Annotated in this window: 18 protein-coding genes; 9 read left to right on the top strand and 9 right to left on the bottom strand. The window is 67.6% G+C overall.

What is annotated here, in order from left to right; genetic code table 11:
* Positions 1-30: 30 nt before the first annotated feature.
* From NKG96_RS07580 to NKG96_RS07590, 3 genes are all read left to right on the top strand, one after another.
* Positions 31-186, top strand: a complete 156-nt coding sequence (locus NKG96_RS07580; RefSeq protein WP_254537925.1) for a hypothetical protein — start codon at positions 31-33, stop codon at positions 184-186.
* Positions 183-1,175: a magnesium/cobalt transporter CorA gene (gene corA, locus NKG96_RS07585; protein ID WP_254537926.1), complete on the top strand. Its 993-nt coding sequence runs from the start codon at positions 183-185 to the stop codon at positions 1,173-1,175. Before NKG96_RS07580 ends, corA begins: the two co-directional genes overlap by 4 nt.
* A gap of 90 nt (positions 1,176-1,265) precedes the next feature.
* Positions 1,266-2,285: a S66 family peptidase gene (locus NKG96_RS07590; RefSeq protein WP_254537927.1), complete on the top strand. Its 1,020-nt coding sequence runs from the start codon at positions 1,266-1,268 to the stop codon at positions 2,283-2,285.
* A 50-nt stretch (positions 2,286-2,335) separates the two neighbouring features.
* Here the strand turns inward: NKG96_RS07590 and NKG96_RS07595 are convergent, their stop codons facing one another.
* The 7 genes from NKG96_RS07595 to NKG96_RS07625 form a co-directional block, all read right to left on the bottom strand.
* Entirely contained in the window at positions 2,336-3,574 is a 1,239-nt protein-coding gene (locus NKG96_RS07595; RefSeq protein WP_254537928.1) for a tripartite tricarboxylate transporter permease, read from the bottom strand.
* A gap of 133 nt (positions 3,575-3,707) precedes the next feature.
* On the bottom strand, positions 3,708-4,052 hold the full coding sequence (gene rpl12p / locus NKG96_RS07600) for a 50S ribosomal protein P1 (RefSeq protein ID WP_254537929.1): 345 nt from the start codon (positions 4,050-4,052) through the stop codon (positions 3,708-3,710).
* A gap of 18 nt (positions 4,053-4,070) precedes the next feature.
* Positions 4,071-5,120, bottom strand: coding sequence for a 50S ribosomal protein L10 (locus NKG96_RS07605; protein WP_254537930.1), 1,050 nt, complete (start codon positions 5,118-5,120; stop codon positions 4,071-4,073).
* Positions 5,121-5,759, bottom strand: a complete 639-nt coding sequence (locus tag NKG96_RS07610) for a 50S ribosomal protein L1 (RefSeq protein WP_254537931.1) — start codon at positions 5,757-5,759, stop codon at positions 5,121-5,123. It lies immediately after the preceding gene.
* A gap of 241 nt (positions 5,760-6,000) precedes the next feature.
* Positions 6,001-6,492, bottom strand: coding sequence for a 50S ribosomal protein L11 (locus NKG96_RS07615; protein ID WP_254537932.1), 492 nt, complete (start codon positions 6,490-6,492; stop codon positions 6,001-6,003).
* A 96-nt stretch (positions 6,493-6,588) separates the two neighbouring features.
* Complete coding sequence (locus NKG96_RS07620; protein WP_254537933.1) at positions 6,589-6,789, bottom strand: VNG_1110C family protein; 201 nt, start codon at positions 6,787-6,789, stop codon at positions 6,589-6,591.
* Between the two features lie 81 nt (positions 6,790-6,870).
* Complete coding sequence (locus tag NKG96_RS07625; protein ID WP_254537934.1) at positions 6,871-7,032, bottom strand: hypothetical protein; 162 nt, start codon at positions 7,030-7,032, stop codon at positions 6,871-6,873.
* 127 nt (positions 7,033-7,159) lie between these two features.
* On the opposite strand from NKG96_RS07625, the gene NKG96_RS07630 reads away from it, so the two are divergent.
* The 5 genes from NKG96_RS07630 to artA all read left to right on the top strand — a co-directional run bounded on the left by NKG96_RS07630 (position 7,160) and on the right by artA (position 14,105).
* Positions 7,160-8,269, top strand: a complete 1,110-nt coding sequence (locus NKG96_RS07630; protein ID WP_254537935.1) for an OBG GTPase family GTP-binding protein — start codon at positions 7,160-7,162, stop codon at positions 8,267-8,269.
* Complete coding sequence (locus NKG96_RS07635; RefSeq protein ID WP_254537936.1) at positions 8,266-8,754, top strand: TIGR04206 family protein; 489 nt, start codon at positions 8,266-8,268, stop codon at positions 8,752-8,754. The genes NKG96_RS07630 and NKG96_RS07635 overlap by 4 nt, the downstream gene beginning before the upstream one ends.
* A 101-nt stretch (positions 8,755-8,855) precedes the next feature.
* Positions 8,856-9,611 carry a VOC family protein gene (locus tag NKG96_RS07640; protein WP_254537937.1) on the top strand — a complete coding sequence of 252 codons (756 nt, stop codon included), beginning with the start codon at positions 8,856-8,858 and terminating at the stop codon, positions 9,609-9,611.
* A 701-nt stretch (positions 9,612-10,312) separates the two neighbouring features.
* Positions 10,313-12,997, top strand: a complete 2,685-nt coding sequence (locus NKG96_RS07645) for a DUF7282 domain-containing protein (RefSeq protein ID WP_254537938.1) — start codon at positions 10,313-10,315, stop codon at positions 12,995-12,997.
* A 148-nt stretch (positions 12,998-13,145) separates the two neighbouring features.
* Positions 13,146-14,105, top strand: coding sequence for an archaeosortase A (artA, locus tag NKG96_RS07650; protein WP_254537939.1), 960 nt, complete (start codon positions 13,146-13,148; stop codon positions 14,103-14,105).
* Positions 14,106-14,121: 16 nt separating this feature from the next.
* Here artA and dph5 read toward each other — a convergent pair whose 3' ends face one another.
* Positions 14,122-14,949, bottom strand: coding sequence for a diphthine synthase (gene dph5 / locus NKG96_RS07655; protein WP_254537940.1), 828 nt, complete (start codon positions 14,947-14,949; stop codon positions 14,122-14,124).
* 103 nt (positions 14,950-15,052) lie between these two features.
* Between dph5 and NKG96_RS07660 the strand changes: the two genes are divergently transcribed.
* The gene (locus tag NKG96_RS07660) at positions 15,053-16,027 is read left to right on the top strand and encodes a class I SAM-dependent methyltransferase (protein ID WP_254537941.1); all 975 of its coding nucleotides are present in this window, start codon (positions 15,053-15,055) and stop codon (positions 16,025-16,027) included.
* 31 nt (positions 16,028-16,058) lie between these two features.
* Here NKG96_RS07660 and NKG96_RS07665 read toward each other — a convergent pair whose 3' ends face one another.
* Positions 16,059-16,292 (bottom strand): amphi-Trp domain-containing protein, encoded by a 234-nt coding sequence (locus NKG96_RS07665; protein WP_254537942.1) that lies wholly within the window; start codon positions 16,290-16,292, stop codon positions 16,059-16,061.
* Between the last annotated feature and the right edge of the window lie 32 nt (positions 16,293-16,324).

Consider the following 16,324-nt stretch of genomic DNA (forward strand, 5'->3'; position numbering starts at 1 on the left):
CTTTTCCTCGGAGCGCCGTCAGAGCGGGGTATGAATCGCGTCCGTGCGGTCGGGCTCCTCGTCACGGGGCTCGCCCTCGTCGGGTACGTCGTCGGCGCCGAGGCGGCCTATCCGGGCCGCGCGCTCACCCTGACGGGGCTGATGGTGGGGGTGGCGCTCGTCGCCATGTCGGGAGGGTGGGGATGATACAGGTCGTCGTCTACAACCACGACGGGGTCCGGGTGGTCCCCGTCGACAGCGACGAGGACCTCGTCGCCGCCCGCGAGGCCGACGGGACGACGTGGGTCAGGGCGACCGAAGCCACCATCGACGAACTCGACCGGGTCGCCGACGCGTTCGGCATCCACCCGCTGGGGGTGGAGGACGTGGTTCGCAACGCCCGTCCGAAGACCGAGGAGTTCGCCGCCTACACGTTCGTCCTCGTCAAGGAGGCCGAACTCGCCCGCGGCGAGCAACCCTTCGACGAGGAGGTCCGCGACGAACCGGTCGGGGTCTTCCTGGGCGACGACTGGGTGTGTACGCTCTCGACGGAGGCGGTCTCCGCGGTCGACCGGGTGTGGACCGCGGTGGAACGCGGCGACGAGCGACTGCTCGAACGCGGGGCGGACTTCACCGCCTACCGCGTCGTCGACCGGCTCGTCGACGAGTACTTCGAACTGCTCGACCACGTCGAGTCCCAGATAGAGACCATCGAGGACGAGGTGCTCGTCTCGACGGGCATCGAGACGCTCGAACGCATCAACGGCGTCCGCCGCGACCTGCTCGCCTTCCGCAAGACGGCGTGGCCCACGCGCGAGGCCGTCGGCGTCCTCGCGCGCGGCGACCCCGACCAGATTCGCCGGGAGAACGAGAAGTACTACCGGGACGTCTACGACCACCTCGTGCAGGTCGTGGACCTCACGGAGACGTACCGCGACCTCGTTCGCGGCGCGCGAGACATCTACCTCAACACGGTCTCGCAGTCGACCAACGAGGTGATGAAGACGCTCACCGTCGTCGCCACCGTCTTCCTCCCGTTGACGTTCATCGCGGGCGTCTACGGCATGAACTTCGCCGACGGGGCGTACGCCATGCCGGAACTCGCCTGGCCGTACGCCTACCCCGCCGCGATGCTCGGGATGGGTCTCGTCGCCCTCGTCATGCTCGCGTACTTCCGCCGACTGGAGTACATCTGATGACGTCCGAGAGCGGCCCCGGCGGGTCGCCGGTGTCCCTGCAGGCCTGTCGTTCTTCTTCGCCCTCCGCGTATCGGGTCCATCGTCCGAATGACGCCCTGTGAGTACCCCCCGCCCGTCGAGGCGGGCGACCGTGTCGCCGTCCTCTCCCCGTCGCACGCCGCCCCCGCCGCCTTCGACCGCGGACTCGACCGACTCCGCTCGTTCGACGTCGACCCCGTGGTCTACCCCACCGCGCGCCGCGAGACGGAGTGGCTCCGGGACCACCCCGAGGAACGCGCCGCCGACCTCGAACGGGCGTTCGCCGACCCGTCGATTCGCGGCGTCGTCGCCACGATGGGCGGGAACGTCGCCGTGCAGGTGCGCTCCCGACTCGACCTCGACGTCCTCGAACGCAACCCCACCCGCTTTCTCGGGGGCAGCGACAACACCCACCTCCACTCGCTGCTCACGCGGTGCGGGCAGGTCTCGCACTACGGGGGCCAGCTCTTCCCGGACCTCGTCGCCGACGACGAGATGCACCCCTACACCCGCCGGCACGTCCGGCGGGCGCTCCGGTCGACCTCGCACGGGCAGGTCGACCCCGCCGACGAGTGGACCGACGAGTACGCGGACTTCGAGGAGGGGACGGTCCGGTCGTGGTACCCCGGCGACGGCTGGACGTGGCACCTGCCGGGTGCCGACGAGACTCCGGTTCGCGGCCCCCTCGTCGGGGGATGCCTGTCGATGCTCCGGATGCAACTCGCCCTCGGGGCCCCCGGCCCCCTCGCCGACCCCGAGGGCTGTGTCCTCGTCGTCGAGACGTCCGGGGAGACGCCGCCGCCGGCCGCCGTCGAGCGGTTCTTCACCGTCCTCGGCGAACGGGGCGCCCTCGGAAGCCTCGCAGCACTCCTCGTCGGCCGTCCCGAGACGCCCTCGCGGGACCCGGCCGAACGTGAGCGCTACCGGACGGCCCAGCGCCGGGCGGTCACGCGGACGGTCGATACCTACGCCCCGGACCTCCCGGTCGTCTTCGACCTCGACGTGGGCCACACCGCGCCGGTGTTGCCACTCCCCCTCGGTGCGACCACCGAGGTCGACCCCGGTGAACGGACCATCCGGTTCCCGTAGTCTGGACGGGACTCCCGACTCCGACCGCCGACTGCCTCCCGGCGCTTCGCCTACGCGCCCAGCGCCAGCGGCCCCATCAGCACGCCCATCAGGTGTGCCCGGCGGACGCCGAAGCGGACCGGGACCTGCCCGACGACGCCCGCGGCGGCCAGAATCCCGACGCCGAGGGCCCCGGCGAACAGGTACGAGAGCACGCAGAGCATCGCCAGCACGCCCAGCGAGAGGCGGGTGTAGTCCGCCCGACCCACGGTTTCGAGGTAGGCGTCCCCGAGGACGACGACGAGGGCGAACCCCGCGACCGCCGCCAGCGCCACCGCGCCGAGCAAGAGGGGGAGCGTCCCCCCGTCCGCGGGCACCCCCGTCTCCGACAGCGCGACGAGGACGCCCGTCCGGGGACTGCCGAGGGCGACGAGGGCGAACAGCGCGAAGATGGTGTTCGCGGTGTTGACGCCGCTGGTGGCGACGACGAACCCCCGCGCGCCGTACTTGCCGGGGACGGCGAGGAGCGCCAGCGTCGCCGCGACGGCGCTCGACACGCCGGGGAGGTAGCCCACCACCGCCCCCGCGAGCGTGCCCACCCCGCCCAGACCGGCGACTGCCCCGCGGGAGACGAACACGGGCGCGTCTTCCTGCGGCGGGACGCCCGCACCGCCGACGGCGTCGAGGAGGACGGGGACGCCGAACAGCCCCGCGAACAGCGGCGTGAGGACGCTCCCCGCCAGCGGGCCGCCGACGGGCAGGTCGAGCGTCAGGAGCCCGAGGGCGGCGCTGGCGGCGAACGCGCAGGCCCCGCCGAGTCGGGCCGGCCAGTCGCGTTCGGTGAGCACCAGGGCGAGGGCGGTCCCGCCGAGGACGACCGGGAGGTTCGAGCGGACTGTCGGGTACACTGCCGTGACCGCCTCCGTCACCGGTATCGCGAGGGGGACGGTGAGGACGACGGCGACGCCACTCCCGAGCGCCGAGAGCCGGAGCGCCTCCCTCCCTCGCCCTTCGAGGACGAGACGGTGGCCGGGGAGCGCCCCCGCGGCCATCGCCGGGTCCGGCACCCCGAGGGCGAGCGCGGGCACCACGTCGAGGAACGTGTGGACGACGCCCGCCGCGAGCATCGCACACCCGACGAGCGCGGGGGGGCCGGGCGCGTGCGGCGCGACCGCCGCCAGCAGGAGCGCCATGTTGTTCGCGTGGAGCCCCGGGACGAGACCGCTCGCGGTCCCCAGCACGCAGCCCCCGAGCGTGAACGCGAGCAGGGAGAGTGCGAACTCCGGGGCGACGGCGAGGCGAGGGTCCATCGCGCCGGAGTGGTCCCGTCACCGCACTTGAACTCACGGGTCGTCCGCGAGCGCCGGACGGTGCCGTCGCTCGGCGCGCGAAAGAACGAGAAGGTTCGCAGTCGGGACTGCGGCCGGAGCCGCGCGGTCCCGTTTAACCGAAGAGCTCGCCGAGGCCTTCGCCGGAGGCGTCGTCCTCCTCTTCCTCGTCGTCGCCGTCGTCGGCGTCGGCTTCCTCGGCCTCGTCGGCACCCTCGTCGGCTGCCTCGTCGGCCTCGCCGCCCGCGCTGGCACCGCCCGCGGCCCCACCGGCGGCGGGGACGGCGGCGGCCTGCTCGACGGCCTCCTCGATGTCGACGTCCTCGAGTGCGGCGACGAGCGCCTTCACGCGGGACTCCTCGACATCGACACCAGCGGCCTCGAGGACGCTGGTCAGGTTGTCTTCGTTGATCTCTTCGCCGGTCTCGTTCAGGATGAGTGCTGCGTAGATGTACTCCATTGGTTGAATTCCTCGTTGTTATCCGAACATCGCGCCGAGCGCGTCGCCACCGTCCTCGTCGTCGTCCTCGTCGTCGGTGTCGTCGGCGTCGGCTTCCTGGTCGTCTGCCTGTTCGTCCTCGCCCTCGTCGGTGTCGGTGGTCTCCTCGCCAGCCGTGTCGGGGGCGGCGAGGTCAGCACCGCGCAGTTCCTCCGGGAGCGCCTCCTCGTCGTCGATGAGGGCCGCGAGCGCGCGCATCTGCGCGTCGGCCTTGGCGACGAGGTCGTCCGCGATGTCGGGGCTCTCGATGGCCGCGAAGAGCCCGAGCGAGCGGGCCTCGTTGCTCGCCTTGGCGAGCAGGAGGTCCGCGGTGCGGGCCGTCGGGTAGACGGCGTTGACCGAGAGGTTGCGCCCGGCGGCGACCGCGCTCTCGATGTCGGCGCGGTACTCCTCGACGTCGATGGCGAGTTCCTCGGGGTCGAAGAACACGCCGTCGGAGTAGACGCCGCGGAGGTCGAGCCCGACCTCCTTCGGTTCGATGCCGAGTTCGCTCAGGACGTTCGACAGCTGTGCGTCGACCTCCTCGCCGGCCTCGAGGACCGTCGAGTCGGAGAGCACCTGGATGGAGCCGTCCTGGATGCGGGCGTCGGCACCCACCTGCTGGAGTTCACCCACGAAGGGACCGGGGTCGATGCCCGTGTCGCCCTCGGGGATGACGATGTCGTTGGGTGCGACTTCGCCGGCGTTGATGGGGGCGGGCGTCTTCGACTCCTCGAGCTGTTTGTACAGCCCGAAGGGGTTGTCGTTGGTCCCGATGAGACCGACCTGCCCCTCGATGTGTTCGACGAGCTGTTCGAGGCCGTCGTCGACCTCCTCCAGTGCGCGGACCATCAGCGTATTGCGCGAGACGCGCAGTTCCGCCGTGCCGTGCAGGTCCTTGCGCATGGCCTGGAGCTGCCGGCTGGGGATGCCCGCGAGGTTGACCACGCCGACGCTCTCGTAGCGCGAGAGCGTCTCGGTGAGCGCGTCGACCTCCTCCTGTTTCCACTGGGGGATGGTCTCTGTCTTGCGTTCGCTCTCTGCGGACATTTAGGCTACCTCCACCGCCGGGCCCATCGTCGTCTTGACGAAGATGCGGTCGATGTTGAGCGGGCCCTTCTCGAGGTTTGCCTCCAGCCGACGGACGATGACGTCGATGTTGCCGGCGATCTCCTCGGCCGACATGTCTTCCGCGCCCACGCGCGTGTGGAACGTCCGACGGTCCCGGCTGCGAAGCTGGACCGTGTTCTTCATGCGGTTGACGGTCTCGACGACGTCGTCGTCGGGCTGGAGCGGGGTCGGCATCTTCCCGCGGGGACCGAGTACGGTCCCGAGGAATCGGCCGATGTCCTGCATCATGCTCGCCTCTGCGATGAAGAAGTCGGTGTCGTCCGCGAGGTCCTTCGCGGCGTCGGTGTCGTCACCGAGTTCTTCGAGGTCGTCGCCGCCCAGTACGTCGTCGGCGACATCCTCGGCTCGCAGGGCAGTTTCGCCCTCGGCGAACACGACGATACGTGTGTCTTGACCCGTTCCGTTCGGGAGCACGATGCCCTCGTCGACACGGTTCGACGGGTCGTTTAGGTCTAGGTCGCGCAGATTGATAGCGAGGTCGACCGTCTCGCGGAAGTTCCGCGGCGGTGCCTCCTCCAACGCGCGAGAGACTGCGTCCTCTATTGCCTGATCTGCCATTGTTCACCTCCGTAGTACGCCACATGGCTGCTACGGCGTGAAACAGGCGTGAAACCTGTCTCGTGTGTATCGTCTAGTGTCCCGGACTTAAACACGTCGAACTGGGTGCGCGAGCGCGCCAGCACGAGGCGGACGTCGGACGGCGCTCGCCGCGGCAGTCGGTCGCTGAGCGGCGATATCGACACGTTCGCTCCGGGAGGCATCGCTGGCGGGCCGTGGAGAACAGAGAGAACCGGACGGGTTACGCGGCGGCCGTCTTCTCGCCGAGTTCGTCGTCGAACTCGCCGTCCTCGACGCGCTGTTTGAACGTGCGCGCGTCCTCGCCCTCGATGGTCACGCCCAGCGAGACGCACGTGCCGGCCACCTCGAGGGCGGCCCCGCGCGTGTCGTAGGCGAGCAGGTCGGGCAGCTTCTGCTCGGCGACGGTCTTCAGCTGTTCGATGGACATGTCCGCGACGAACTCCGACTGCGGCCGACCGCTGCCGGTCTCGAAGCCGAGTTCGTCCTTGACGAGTGCCGCCGTCGGCGGCACACCGACGTCGATCTCGAAGCTCCCGTCGTCCTCGTAGGTGACGGTGACGGGAACCTCGGTGCCGTCGAACGCCGCCGTCTGCTCGTTGATCTCGCTCACGACAGCCTGCACGTCCACGGGCGTCGGGCCGAGTTCCGGACCGAGCGGCGGTCCGGGGTTGGCCTCGCCACCGGGGACGAGCACTTCGATGGTACCTCCCATGTCCGCTGTGTTCCGCCCTTGCGGGTTTAAGAGTTGTCGTCTACGTCCCCACCGGGACTGCGTGACACGGTCGGGAGAGGGGGGTCCGGGGGACGGTCAGGGGACGGCGACGCCCTGCCGGGTGAGCCACTCGCTCGCGCCCTTGATCTCGACGGGACTGCCGATGATCCGGGTGGTGTCGGCACGCTCGACGAACGAGAGGACGAACTCCCGATCGAGGTCCGCCTTGAGTCCCTCGAGGCTTCCGCGTGGGAGGACGATCTGCGTGCTGTCGCGGAACCGTCCGGCGTCGCTCATCGTCTGTTCGTCCACGGGCACCCCGTATTAACATGTTGAAGTCCCGGCGCTCGGGCGGCGAACGTCGATGATTCGGAACGCTCAGAGGTTGACGACGACCAGTCCGACCAGCGCGAGGATGGCCACCGCCCCGCCGACCGTCGCGAGTCCCGTCTCGAAGACGAAACTGAGCGCGGTGTGGGCGAGCGCGACGAACGCGAGGCCGACGAGCAGGAGGTTGTACCCGAGTCGCCGTTTGTCCATATCCCGGATTGGGGACAGCGGCGTAAAGCGGTGACCGTCGCGGCGAGCCACACGGCGGAGACGGGTCACCCCGCCCCGACAGGGCGGAAGGACACGCTTTTGCCCGACGGTGGCGGACCGTGGAGTAATGGGACTTGAGGAGGAGATCGAGGCCATCGAGGAGGAGATAGCCAACACTCCCTACAACAAGTCCACCGAGGCGCACATCGGTCGGCTGAAGTCGAAACTCGCCCAGAAGAAAGAGAAACTGGAGAACCAGTCCTCGGCGGGCGGCGGACAGGGCTACGCCGTCGAGAAGACCGGCGACGCCACCGTCGCCCTCGTCGGGTTCCCCTCCGTGGGCAAGTCGACGCTCCTGAACGCGCTCACCAACGCCGAGAGCGAGGTGGGCGAGTACGAGTTCACGACGCTGAACGTCAACCCCGGAATGCTCCAGTACAACGGGGCGAACATCCAGCTACTCGACGTCCCCGGCCTCATCGAGGGCGCGGCCGTCGGGCGCGGGGGCGGGCGGGAGGTGCTCTCCGTGGTGCGGACCGCCGACCTCGTCCTGTTCGTCCTCTCGGTGTTCGACATCGACCACTACGACCAGTTGCAGAAGGAACTGTACTACAACAAGATTCGACTGGACACCTCCCCCGCCAGCGTCAGCGTCTCGAAGAAACACAAAGGAGGCATCAAACTCACCACCAGCGGCGACGTGGGCCTCGACGACGACACCATCAAGAGCGTCCTGCGCGAGTACGACTACATCAACGCGGACGTCACCGTCCGCGAGGAACTCGACATCGACCGCCTCGTGGACGCCCTCATGGACAACCGCGTCTACCTCCCCTCCATCGTCGCGGTGAACAAGGCCGACCTCATCGACGAGGACTACCTCCAGACCGTCTACGAGCAGTTGCGCGAGCGCGACATCGACCCCGAGGAGGCCGTCTTCATCAGTGCGGAAGAGCAGAAGGGGCTGGAGAGCCTCAAGGAGTCCATCTGGGAGGCGCTCGGCCTCATGCGCATCTACATGGACAAGCCCGGACGCGGGGTGGACTACGAGGAACCGCTCGTCCTCGAACGCGGGTCCACCATCGAGGGCGCCTGCGAGAAACTCGGCGGGGACTTCAAGGAGCGGTTCCGCTTCGCGCGCGTCTCCGGCCCCAGCGCGAAACACGACGAACAGCAGGTCGGGATGGAACACGAACTCGCCGACGAGGACGTCCTCCGACTGACCGTCACTCGATGAGTACGGGATCGGACGAGGAGTCCCCGTTCTGGTCGCCCGGCTTCGACCCGCGCGCCGCCCGACGCCTCCTCTTGCTCGTCGCCCTGGCGTTCGTCCCGTGGACGGTCATCCTCGGACCGGACCTGACGCTCGTCTTCCCGTTCGGCCTCGTCAACGACAACCCGTGGTTCCTCGTCCGCGTCGACGACTACCTCCGGCTCTCGTCGTACGGCCGCTTCGCCTTCATCGACGCGTGGCTCATCGGGGCAGGCCTGTACGCCGTCGCCCTCCTGAGCGCGCTCGGCGGGGTGGCCGGCGTCGAGGACCGACGGCTCACGGGCGGATTGCTCGTGTTCGCGGGGGTGAGCCAGTTCCCCCTCGCGCTGGGGTTCTCCCGGCGGACGGGCTACGTCGGCCTGCCCGTCGGGAGCCTCTTCCTCCTCGCCGCGGCATGGTGGCTCTACTGGTCAGACGTGCGTGCGTGGGTGGGCGCGCGCGTGGAGTGAGCGAAAGAACGGCGAACAGGACGACAGGAACGAAGCCCGAACCCGGTTCGGAGGGCCGGTGCCGCCACCCTTATCGCTCGTCCGGGAGTGTAGGGGGACGTATGCACGCGATTCTCGACCACGTCATGATGCGCGTGGAGGATCTGGACGCCAGCCTCGAGTGGTACACCACGCACCTCGACTACGAGGAGAAGGGCCGCTGGGAGGCCGACACCTTCACGAACGTCTTCCTCGGGCCCGAGGAGATGCACGACGAGGGGGCGCTCCTCGAACTCACGTACAACCACGACGACCGGACCTACGAGCAGGGTGACGCGTGGGGCCACATCGCCGTCCGAACCGACGACGTCTACGACGCCTACGAGGAACTGATGGACGAGGGTGTGGAGGACTACCGCGACCCCGACTCCTGTGGTGGGCGCTACGCGTTCGTGACGGACCCCGACGGCCACGAGATCGAGATCGTCCAGCGCGACCACGGTGTGGAGTGGAGCCTCGACCACACGATGATGCGCGTCGAGGACGCCGACGCCGCCATCGGCTGGTACACCCGCAAGCTGGAGTACGACCTCTTCCGCCGCGAGGAGTTCGAGGACTTCGCGCTGTACTTCCTCAAACCCGAGGACGCCGCCGACGAAGCGATGAGCGTCGAACTCACGTACAACTACGACGGCAGCACGTACGACATCGGCGACTCGTGGGGTCACGTCGCCGTCCGGACGGACGACCTCGACGACGCGTGGGAGACGCTGATGACCCGCCACGCCGAGGACTACCGCGACCCCGAGTCCTGCGATCACAACTACGCCTTCACGAAGACGAACGACGGCCACGAGATAGAAGTCGTCACGCGGTAGTCGCACGAGCACTCCGCGACCGAGCGTCGCGAGGTCGCGTCCCGGCGAGCGACCACCGGGAGCGAGTCGAGGTTTTCGTCCAGGGTTTGCCAGTGAGTGAGTCGGCCGGTGGCCGGCGAGCGAGCGCAGCAAACGGTGGGCGTTCAGGAAGACGAACGACGGCCACGAGATAGAAGTCGTCACGCGGTAGTCACACTGCACGTCCGCCAAAGTCTGTATTCTCCGACACGTTCGGCGTCGAATAATCGCACCCTTCTCGTCGGCCCCGAACTGTTTCTTCCAGCCAGCACGAACGAACCGGTCGAGAGTGTTCGCAATCGGCGACAGTCCGTGCGCACGATACAGGGGTCGAGCGGCGATGATTCACGCTCGTCGACCACCGGAACCAACGCGGACGTTATCGGGAACGATAGTATATATTGGCGGGTTACTGACCATATGTCAGTCTTATGTCCGACTTGCGTCAGACACTCGTCGTGCGAACGGCCGATTGGGACACAAAGCCTATATCCGATGATTTCGGGCTTGAGAGAGCCTAACACACTATTGAGTTCACCAGAAAGCATTTATAATGACGGCCATACCGTTTGGCTGTACCCCTACCCATGGTGACAGTACAACGTTCCCGACCTTTCGCGACCGACGTGGTCGCATCTTCGGAACCCGTGCCGTCGCCACACTGGTAGAACCAGATTCCAACCATGACAGGTACACACAACAAGATTCGTAGCCTTCTGCTGGTTACGCTGATGGTCCTCTCGGTCTTCGTAGGATCTATCGGCCTCGCTGGCGCGCAGTCTACGGGCAACGAGGAGCTGGACGACGGAGGCGTATACTTCGTCGGACAGACCCTCATCGAGAGCAGCGCAGTAAACGGTGAATCGTACTCGCTCGTCGACGGTGACGACAACTTCGTCCGCCAGTACACGGCGGATTCGAACGGCGTCACTATCGACACCGAGAACCTCGAGACCGGCTCGTACACGCTCAGTGGCGATTCCGTGGACAGCTCGTTCACGCTCGCCGAGCAGAGCCTCAACACGGAAGTCGACGGCAACACGCTCACCGTTGACTCCAACCGCGCAGGTTACACGGTCGAAATCACGTCCGACGACCTGAGTGACACGGAGCTCAACACCCTCCTCACCAACGAGGCGGACCCGAGCAACGTTCAGGTCTCCGGCAACTCCAAGGACATCGCGCTGGACACGTCCGGCCTCGAGGGCTCCTACGAGCTCAGCATCGACGTCGTCGACACGTCCGCGAGCGCGAACGCGACTGTCAACGTCGGCGCTGTCTCCGGTGACAGCCTCGAGTTCGAGCAGTCCGTCTACGAGGTCATCGGCGGTGACGTCGGCCAGATCGGAGTGAACTTTGAGGGCAGTGCGACCTCGGGTGAGGTTCAGATCGGTTCCGACGACGTCAACTACAACGTCACGCTGAACGTGAAGGACGGCGCGAACGGTGACGCCGACGGTAACGTCACCATCCTGTTCAACACGTACAACACGACCAACGCTGGCGACGCCTTCAGCGCCGCCGACGAAGACGACTCCGTCAGCGTCGTCGGCTCCGAGCCGACTCTCGACGAGATCATCTCGTCCGAGGCCGCCTACGACCTGAGCGCGCGCCACGGCGGTCAGGAGACCGACGTCGCGACCCTCGCGGTCAACGACGGTTCCATCGGCTCCTTCAGCCTTCTGACGGCACCCGAAAACAGCGATCTGGACTCCGTTAGCGAAATCGAGAACGCCTCGACGGAGCGTAACACCATCGCGCAGGGCGACGAAATCGTCCACCGTCTCGAGGCCACTGGCATCTTCGGTGCACTTCAGGGCGGTCAGCTCAGCGACTTCGCGACCATCAATGTCTCTGAGACCACGGCCGGTCCGAACGACGACCCTGTCACCGAGGAGATCGGCTCTGGCAATTACAACGTCGTCACGGACGGTGAGGGCGTCGTCTACGTCGTCATCGACTCGGACGACCTCCCCAGCAGCATCGACACGGATCAGGAGCTCGAAGTCTCGCTCACGCTTGACGCCGACTCCAAGCTCGTCAGCGAAGACACCGAACTCAACCAGACGTTCGAGATCGTCGACCGTACGGCCGAGTTCGACACTGAGGAAATGGACGGCGAGGACACCATCGTTGTCCGCGCCGAGAACAACGCCTCCATCACGGGTACGACCTCGGTCGCACCCGGTTCGGAGTTCAACGTGCGCGTCCGCTCCGCGGGCGACAGCCCGTTCCTCATGACCGACGAGGTCGAGGTTCAGGAGGACGGCACCTTCGAGGCGAACTTCAACTTCTCGGGCGTCAGCTCGAACACGACGTTCGAAGCGTCCATCACGGGCGGCACGTTCGCTGAACCCCCGACTGACGTCCCTGGTGTCGTCGAGCCCGCACAGCGCGGCTCGGTGAACATCCAGGACCAGACGGTCGCCAACGGTAGCGACCAGACGGTGACCATCACGGCCGCGGTCCTCACGGACGGTGGCTTCATCACCATCCACGACAGCACGCTGCTCGACGGCGAGCTGTTCAGCTCGGTTCGCGGTACCTCGGACTACATCGAGCCCACGGGCGAGGATGCAGTCCGCAACGTCGAGATCACGCTCGACAACCCGTACAACGAGTCCGGCACCGCCATCGCGATGCCGCACCTCGACACGAACGACAACCAGCAGTACGACTTCGTCACCTCCGAGGGTGAGGACGACGGCCCCTACACCGAGAACGGTGAGCCGTCGACCGACTCCGCGGAACTGACCCTCGAAGAGGGTAACGAGTCGGAGAACGGCTCCGCCTCCGTCACCGTCGAGGACCAGACGACGAACGGCGAGACCGTGACCGTCGCGTCCGCCAACCTCCCCGAGGGTGGCTTCGTGACGATTCACGACAGCACGCTGCAGGACGGTGCGACCATCGAGTCCGTCCGTGGCACGTCCGACTACCTCGAGGCCGGTGAGAACAGCGACATCAACGTGTCCCTGGACTCCGCCTTCGAGCAGGGCGAGCACACGGTCATCGCGATGCCGCACATGGACACCAACGGCAACCAGCAGTACGACTTCGTCTCCTCCGACGGCTCGGAGGACGGCCCGTACACTGACGCCGACGGTAACATCGTCACTGCCTCGGCCACGCTGACGGTCGGCCAGGGCAACGGCACGAACGGTACGGACAACGGTACGGACAACGGCACGGACAACGGCACGGCTACGGCGACCGCCACGCCCGACTCCAACACGACCGAGACCGCTACCAGCAGTCCGACTGACGAGCCCACCACCACGTCCGGCGACGGGCCTGGCTTCGGTGTCCTCGTCGCGCTCGTCGCGCTCGTTGGCGCTGCGCTCCTCGCGGTGCGCCGCAACAACTAAGCGACGCTAACCACCGGACCTCGTCCGGTCACTTGCGGTTTCATTTCTTCGGACGCCACGCCCCGAGCGACGGCCATCGTCCGACGCGCGAGCGGGGCGAACGGGCGTAACGGCAAGACATATACCCGCGACAGACCACCTCGAAAACATGCTCGGGACCGTACTGGGCGTGCTGGAGTGGGCACACCAGTTCTCGGACCCCCTCGCGTGGCTCGTCGTCGCGGCGTTCCTCCTCGCGGCGGCCCTCGACGTGGCCGGCCGCGACCCGGAGGCGCGCTACACGGCCGTCGCCGGGTGGGTCCTGTTCGCCGCCTTCTGGCTTTCGCTGATTCACTACTACGCCATCACCTCGAAGAGCATCGTCGAGGGAATCGGCAGTCTCGTCGCCGTCCCCGGGAGCCTCTATGCGGGCTACCTCCTCGCGCGCGGCCGCGACTCGTTGCTCGTCCTCTCGCGTGCGGTGGGCGGGATGGCGCTCGTCTTCCTCACCTTCGAGTCCATCACGCCGGTCAGGAACTTCCTTATCGAGGAGGTCACCCGCCAGACGGAGTTCGCGATGGGGCTGGTCGGCCAGACCGCCCCCGAGGACTTCCGGGTGGTCAGCGGGTCCGTCGTCGACCGCCCCGACCTCCGGAGCACGTTCCTGTTCATGGAGGGGGACCACCGCATCACCTACACCATCCGCATCGCCTGTACGGGACTGGGGAGCATCGCCATCTTCGCGGGTGCCATCGCGGCCGTGCGCGCGCCGGTCCACCGCAAGGTGCGAGCGCTCGCCGTCTCCGTCCCCGTCATCTACGTGCTGAACATCGTCCGGAACACCTTCATCGGCCTCTCGTTCGGCCAGCAACGCCTCCAGTTGTTCCCCGGGCAGGTGATGACGATGTTCGCCTCGAACGACCCCTACATGGTGTCGTACTTCATCGCGGACCGCATCCTCGCACAGGTGCTCTCGGTCGTCGCCCTCGTCGGTATCACGTGGCTCGTGGTCCGCGAACTCCCCGAGATTACGACCATCCTCGAAGACGCCCTGTTCATGCTCACGGGCACCGAGTACGACCTGCAGGCGGCCATCGCCGGGTCGGGGTCGGGGTCGACAGAAGAGTAGTTCGTTCGGCTCGTTCTCAGACGGTCCGTTCCTCGACCACGTCCTCGGGAGCGCCGCCCAGCGCGCGCATCGCGTCGGCTTCCAGCAGGTGCAGGTCGCCCGGGACCACGAGCAGGTGGAGGGGGTCGCCGAACTCCCGGTCCGCGAGCGCGCCGAGTCGATCGGCGACGACGAGGGGGTCCGGCGACCCGGCCCGACAGACGGCGACGGCGAGTGCGTCGGCGTCCCAGTGGGTCGCGAGGAGGTCGGCGGCGTAGTCTGCGCGCATGAACGCCTCCCGTTCGCGCTCGTCGTCGCCGGTCGCCCGTTCTTTCCCCGGGTTGTGGTCGACCTTGATGTCGAGGTAGACGAGCGTGTGGAGGCCGCGCTCCCGGTTGGCCTCGACGGTGTCGACGACGCTCTTCGGGACGCCGTCGCCGCCGTGGGCGTAGGGGAACGGCAGGGTGGTGGCCTTCCCGAAGCGGTAGTTCTGGAGGCCGGTGATGGCGGCGGCGGCGGCCCCGGCGGTCGTCCCGTGGACGACGCGCGTCTCGATGCCCCGCTCCTCGGCGCGCATCCGCAGGTCGACGTGGGTGGTGGAAATCATCGTGTCCCCGGCGGTGAGAAAGACCACGTCCTCGGATTCCGCGGCCGCGAGTATCGGTTCGGGGTCGCGTTCGACCCCCGCACGGTCTCTGACCTCGACGTCGACGTCGTGGTACGCTTCGAGGTCCTCGACGGTGGTGCCCATCAGCCGCGAGGTGTAGAACTCCGCGAAGGCGCGGTCGCACGCGCGCAGGGCGTCGCGGCCCTCGATGGTGATGGAGCGTTCGTCGTAGAGACCGAGGCCGACGAAGGTGAGCATAGTTCCCCTGACAGACGCGGGGGCTTAACCCGCGCGGAGTCGATCTCGTGGGCCACCCACCGCGAAGCGTCACGTTTAGCCCGGCCCGTCGTCCAGAGGAGGTATGGAAGTCCCGTGCGTCCGCGTCCGCCCGCAGGACGGCGAGCGGACCCGAGCGGCCCTCGCCGACCGCGGTCTCGTTCACGACGGCTACGAGATAACCGTCGAGGGCGGCTGGCTCTACGTCCCCGTCTCGGACGCGGAGGGGGTCGGCGCGGAGTACGACGTGACGACCCACGACCTGCCCGTCCGCGAGGGCCAGACGCTCCCCGCCGACCTCCTCGGGTTCGAACCCTCCTACGAGCGCATCGGGACCATCGCCATCGTCGACGAGGACGACGAGGACCGGGCGCGAGCCATCGCGGACGCCATCGTCGAGAGCGACCTGCCCCTCGACAGCGTCGTCAACCGCGCCTCGAAGGTGAAAGGTGAGTTGCGGGTGCGCGACTGGGAGGTGCTCGCCGGTGGCACCGAGACGATCCACCGCGAGTACGGCTTCGAGTACGCACTCGACCTCGCCACCGTCTACTTCTCTCCCCGTCTCGCCACCGAACGCCACCGGGTGACCGAACAGACCGAGGCGGGCGAGAACGCCCTCGACCTGTTCGCGGGCGTCGGGCCGTTCGTGATTCCGTTCGCCGCCCGCGGTGCCGAGGCGGTCGGCGTCGACCTCAATCCGGCCGCCGTCACCTTCATGCGCGAGAACGCCGAGCGAAACGGCGTCGCGGAGCGCGTCACCGCAATCGAGGGCGACGTGCGCGAACTCTCGGGGTACGACGACTGGGCCGACCGCCTCGTGATGAACCTCCCGCACAGCGCCGACGCGTTCCTCGAGACGGCGGTGCGACTCGCGGGCGACGACTGCACGCTCCACTACTACGACATCCAGTCTGACGATGACCCCTTCGGCCCCGGTGAAGCGGCCATCCGCGCCGCCGCGGAACCCGAGTACGACGTGACCGTCGAGAACCGACACGTGGTGCGTTCCTACGCCCCACACGAGGAGAACGTCTGTCTGGACGTGCGGTTGACGAGGTAACGCTGAGGACGCGAGAAAGAGCGTCGGTCGGTTACGGCTTCCAGTCCATCTTCACCGTGACCGTCTCGTAGTTCCCGCGGAGGAGGGAGGAGCGCTCGCGGACGCCGATTTCGAAGGCGATGCTGTCGGCGGGCGAGAGTTCGACCGTCTTGTTCCCCACGCGGACGTTCCCCGACCCGTCGCGAATCTCCTGTGCGAGCGCCTCGAGGCGGTCCGCGGCCTCCTCGCGCGCGAGCTTCTCGCCGTGTGACGTCTTATCTGCCATATGGGACGATGAACCGCTCGCCCGATAAGCGT

Source organism: Halomarina litorea (genome assembly GCF_024227715.1).
Taxonomy (GTDB): Archaea; Halobacteriota; Halobacteria; order Halobacteriales; family Haloarculaceae; genus Halomarina; species Halomarina litorea.

Coding starts and splice junctions, on each gene's coding strand:
- NKG96_RS07580 (WP_254537925.1), top strand. CDS start 31: ATGAATCGCGTCCGTGCGGTCGGGCTCCTCGTCACGGGGCTCGCCCTC.
- corA (WP_254537926.1), top strand. CDS start 183: ATGATACAGGTCGTCGTCTACAACCACGACGGGGTCCGGGTGGTCCCC.
- NKG96_RS07590 (WP_254537927.1), top strand. CDS start 1,266: ATGACGCCCTGTGAGTACCCCCCGCCCGTCGAGGCGGGCGACCGTGTC.
- NKG96_RS07595 (WP_254537928.1), bottom strand. CDS start 3,574: ATGGACCCTCGCCTCGCCGTCGCCCCGGAGTTCGCACTCTCCCTGCTC.
- rpl12p (WP_254537929.1), bottom strand. CDS start 4,052: ATGGAGTACATCTACGCAGCACTCATCCTGAACGAGACCGGCGAAGAG.
- NKG96_RS07605 (WP_254537930.1), bottom strand. CDS start 5,120: ATGTCCGCAGAGAGCGAACGCAAGACAGAGACCATCCCCCAGTGGAAA.
- NKG96_RS07610 (WP_254537931.1), bottom strand. CDS start 5,759: ATGGCAGATCAGGCAATAGAGGACGCAGTCTCTCGCGCGTTGGAGGAG.
- NKG96_RS07615 (WP_254537932.1), bottom strand. CDS start 6,492: ATGGGAGGTACCATCGAAGTGCTCGTCCCCGGTGGCGAGGCCAACCCC.
- NKG96_RS07620 (WP_254537933.1), bottom strand. CDS start 6,789: ATGAGCGACGCCGGACGGTTCCGCGACAGCACGCAGATCGTCCTCCCA.
- NKG96_RS07625 (WP_254537934.1), bottom strand. CDS start 7,032: ATGGACAAACGGCGACTCGGGTACAACCTCCTGCTCGTCGGCCTCGCG.
- NKG96_RS07630 (WP_254537935.1), top strand. CDS start 7,160: ATGGGACTTGAGGAGGAGATCGAGGCCATCGAGGAGGAGATAGCCAAC.
- NKG96_RS07635 (WP_254537936.1), top strand. CDS start 8,266: ATGAGTACGGGATCGGACGAGGAGTCCCCGTTCTGGTCGCCCGGCTTC.
- NKG96_RS07640 (WP_254537937.1), top strand. CDS start 8,856: ATGCACGCGATTCTCGACCACGTCATGATGCGCGTGGAGGATCTGGAC.
- NKG96_RS07645 (WP_254537938.1), top strand. CDS start 10,313: ATGACAGGTACACACAACAAGATTCGTAGCCTTCTGCTGGTTACGCTG.
- artA (WP_254537939.1), top strand. CDS start 13,146: ATGCTCGGGACCGTACTGGGCGTGCTGGAGTGGGCACACCAGTTCTCG.
- dph5 (WP_254537940.1), bottom strand. CDS start 14,949: ATGCTCACCTTCGTCGGCCTCGGTCTCTACGACGAACGCTCCATCACC.
- NKG96_RS07660 (WP_254537941.1), top strand. CDS start 15,053: ATGGAAGTCCCGTGCGTCCGCGTCCGCCCGCAGGACGGCGAGCGGACC.
- NKG96_RS07665 (WP_254537942.1), bottom strand. CDS start 16,292: ATGGCAGATAAGACGTCACACGGCGAGAAGCTCGCGCGCGAGGAGGCC.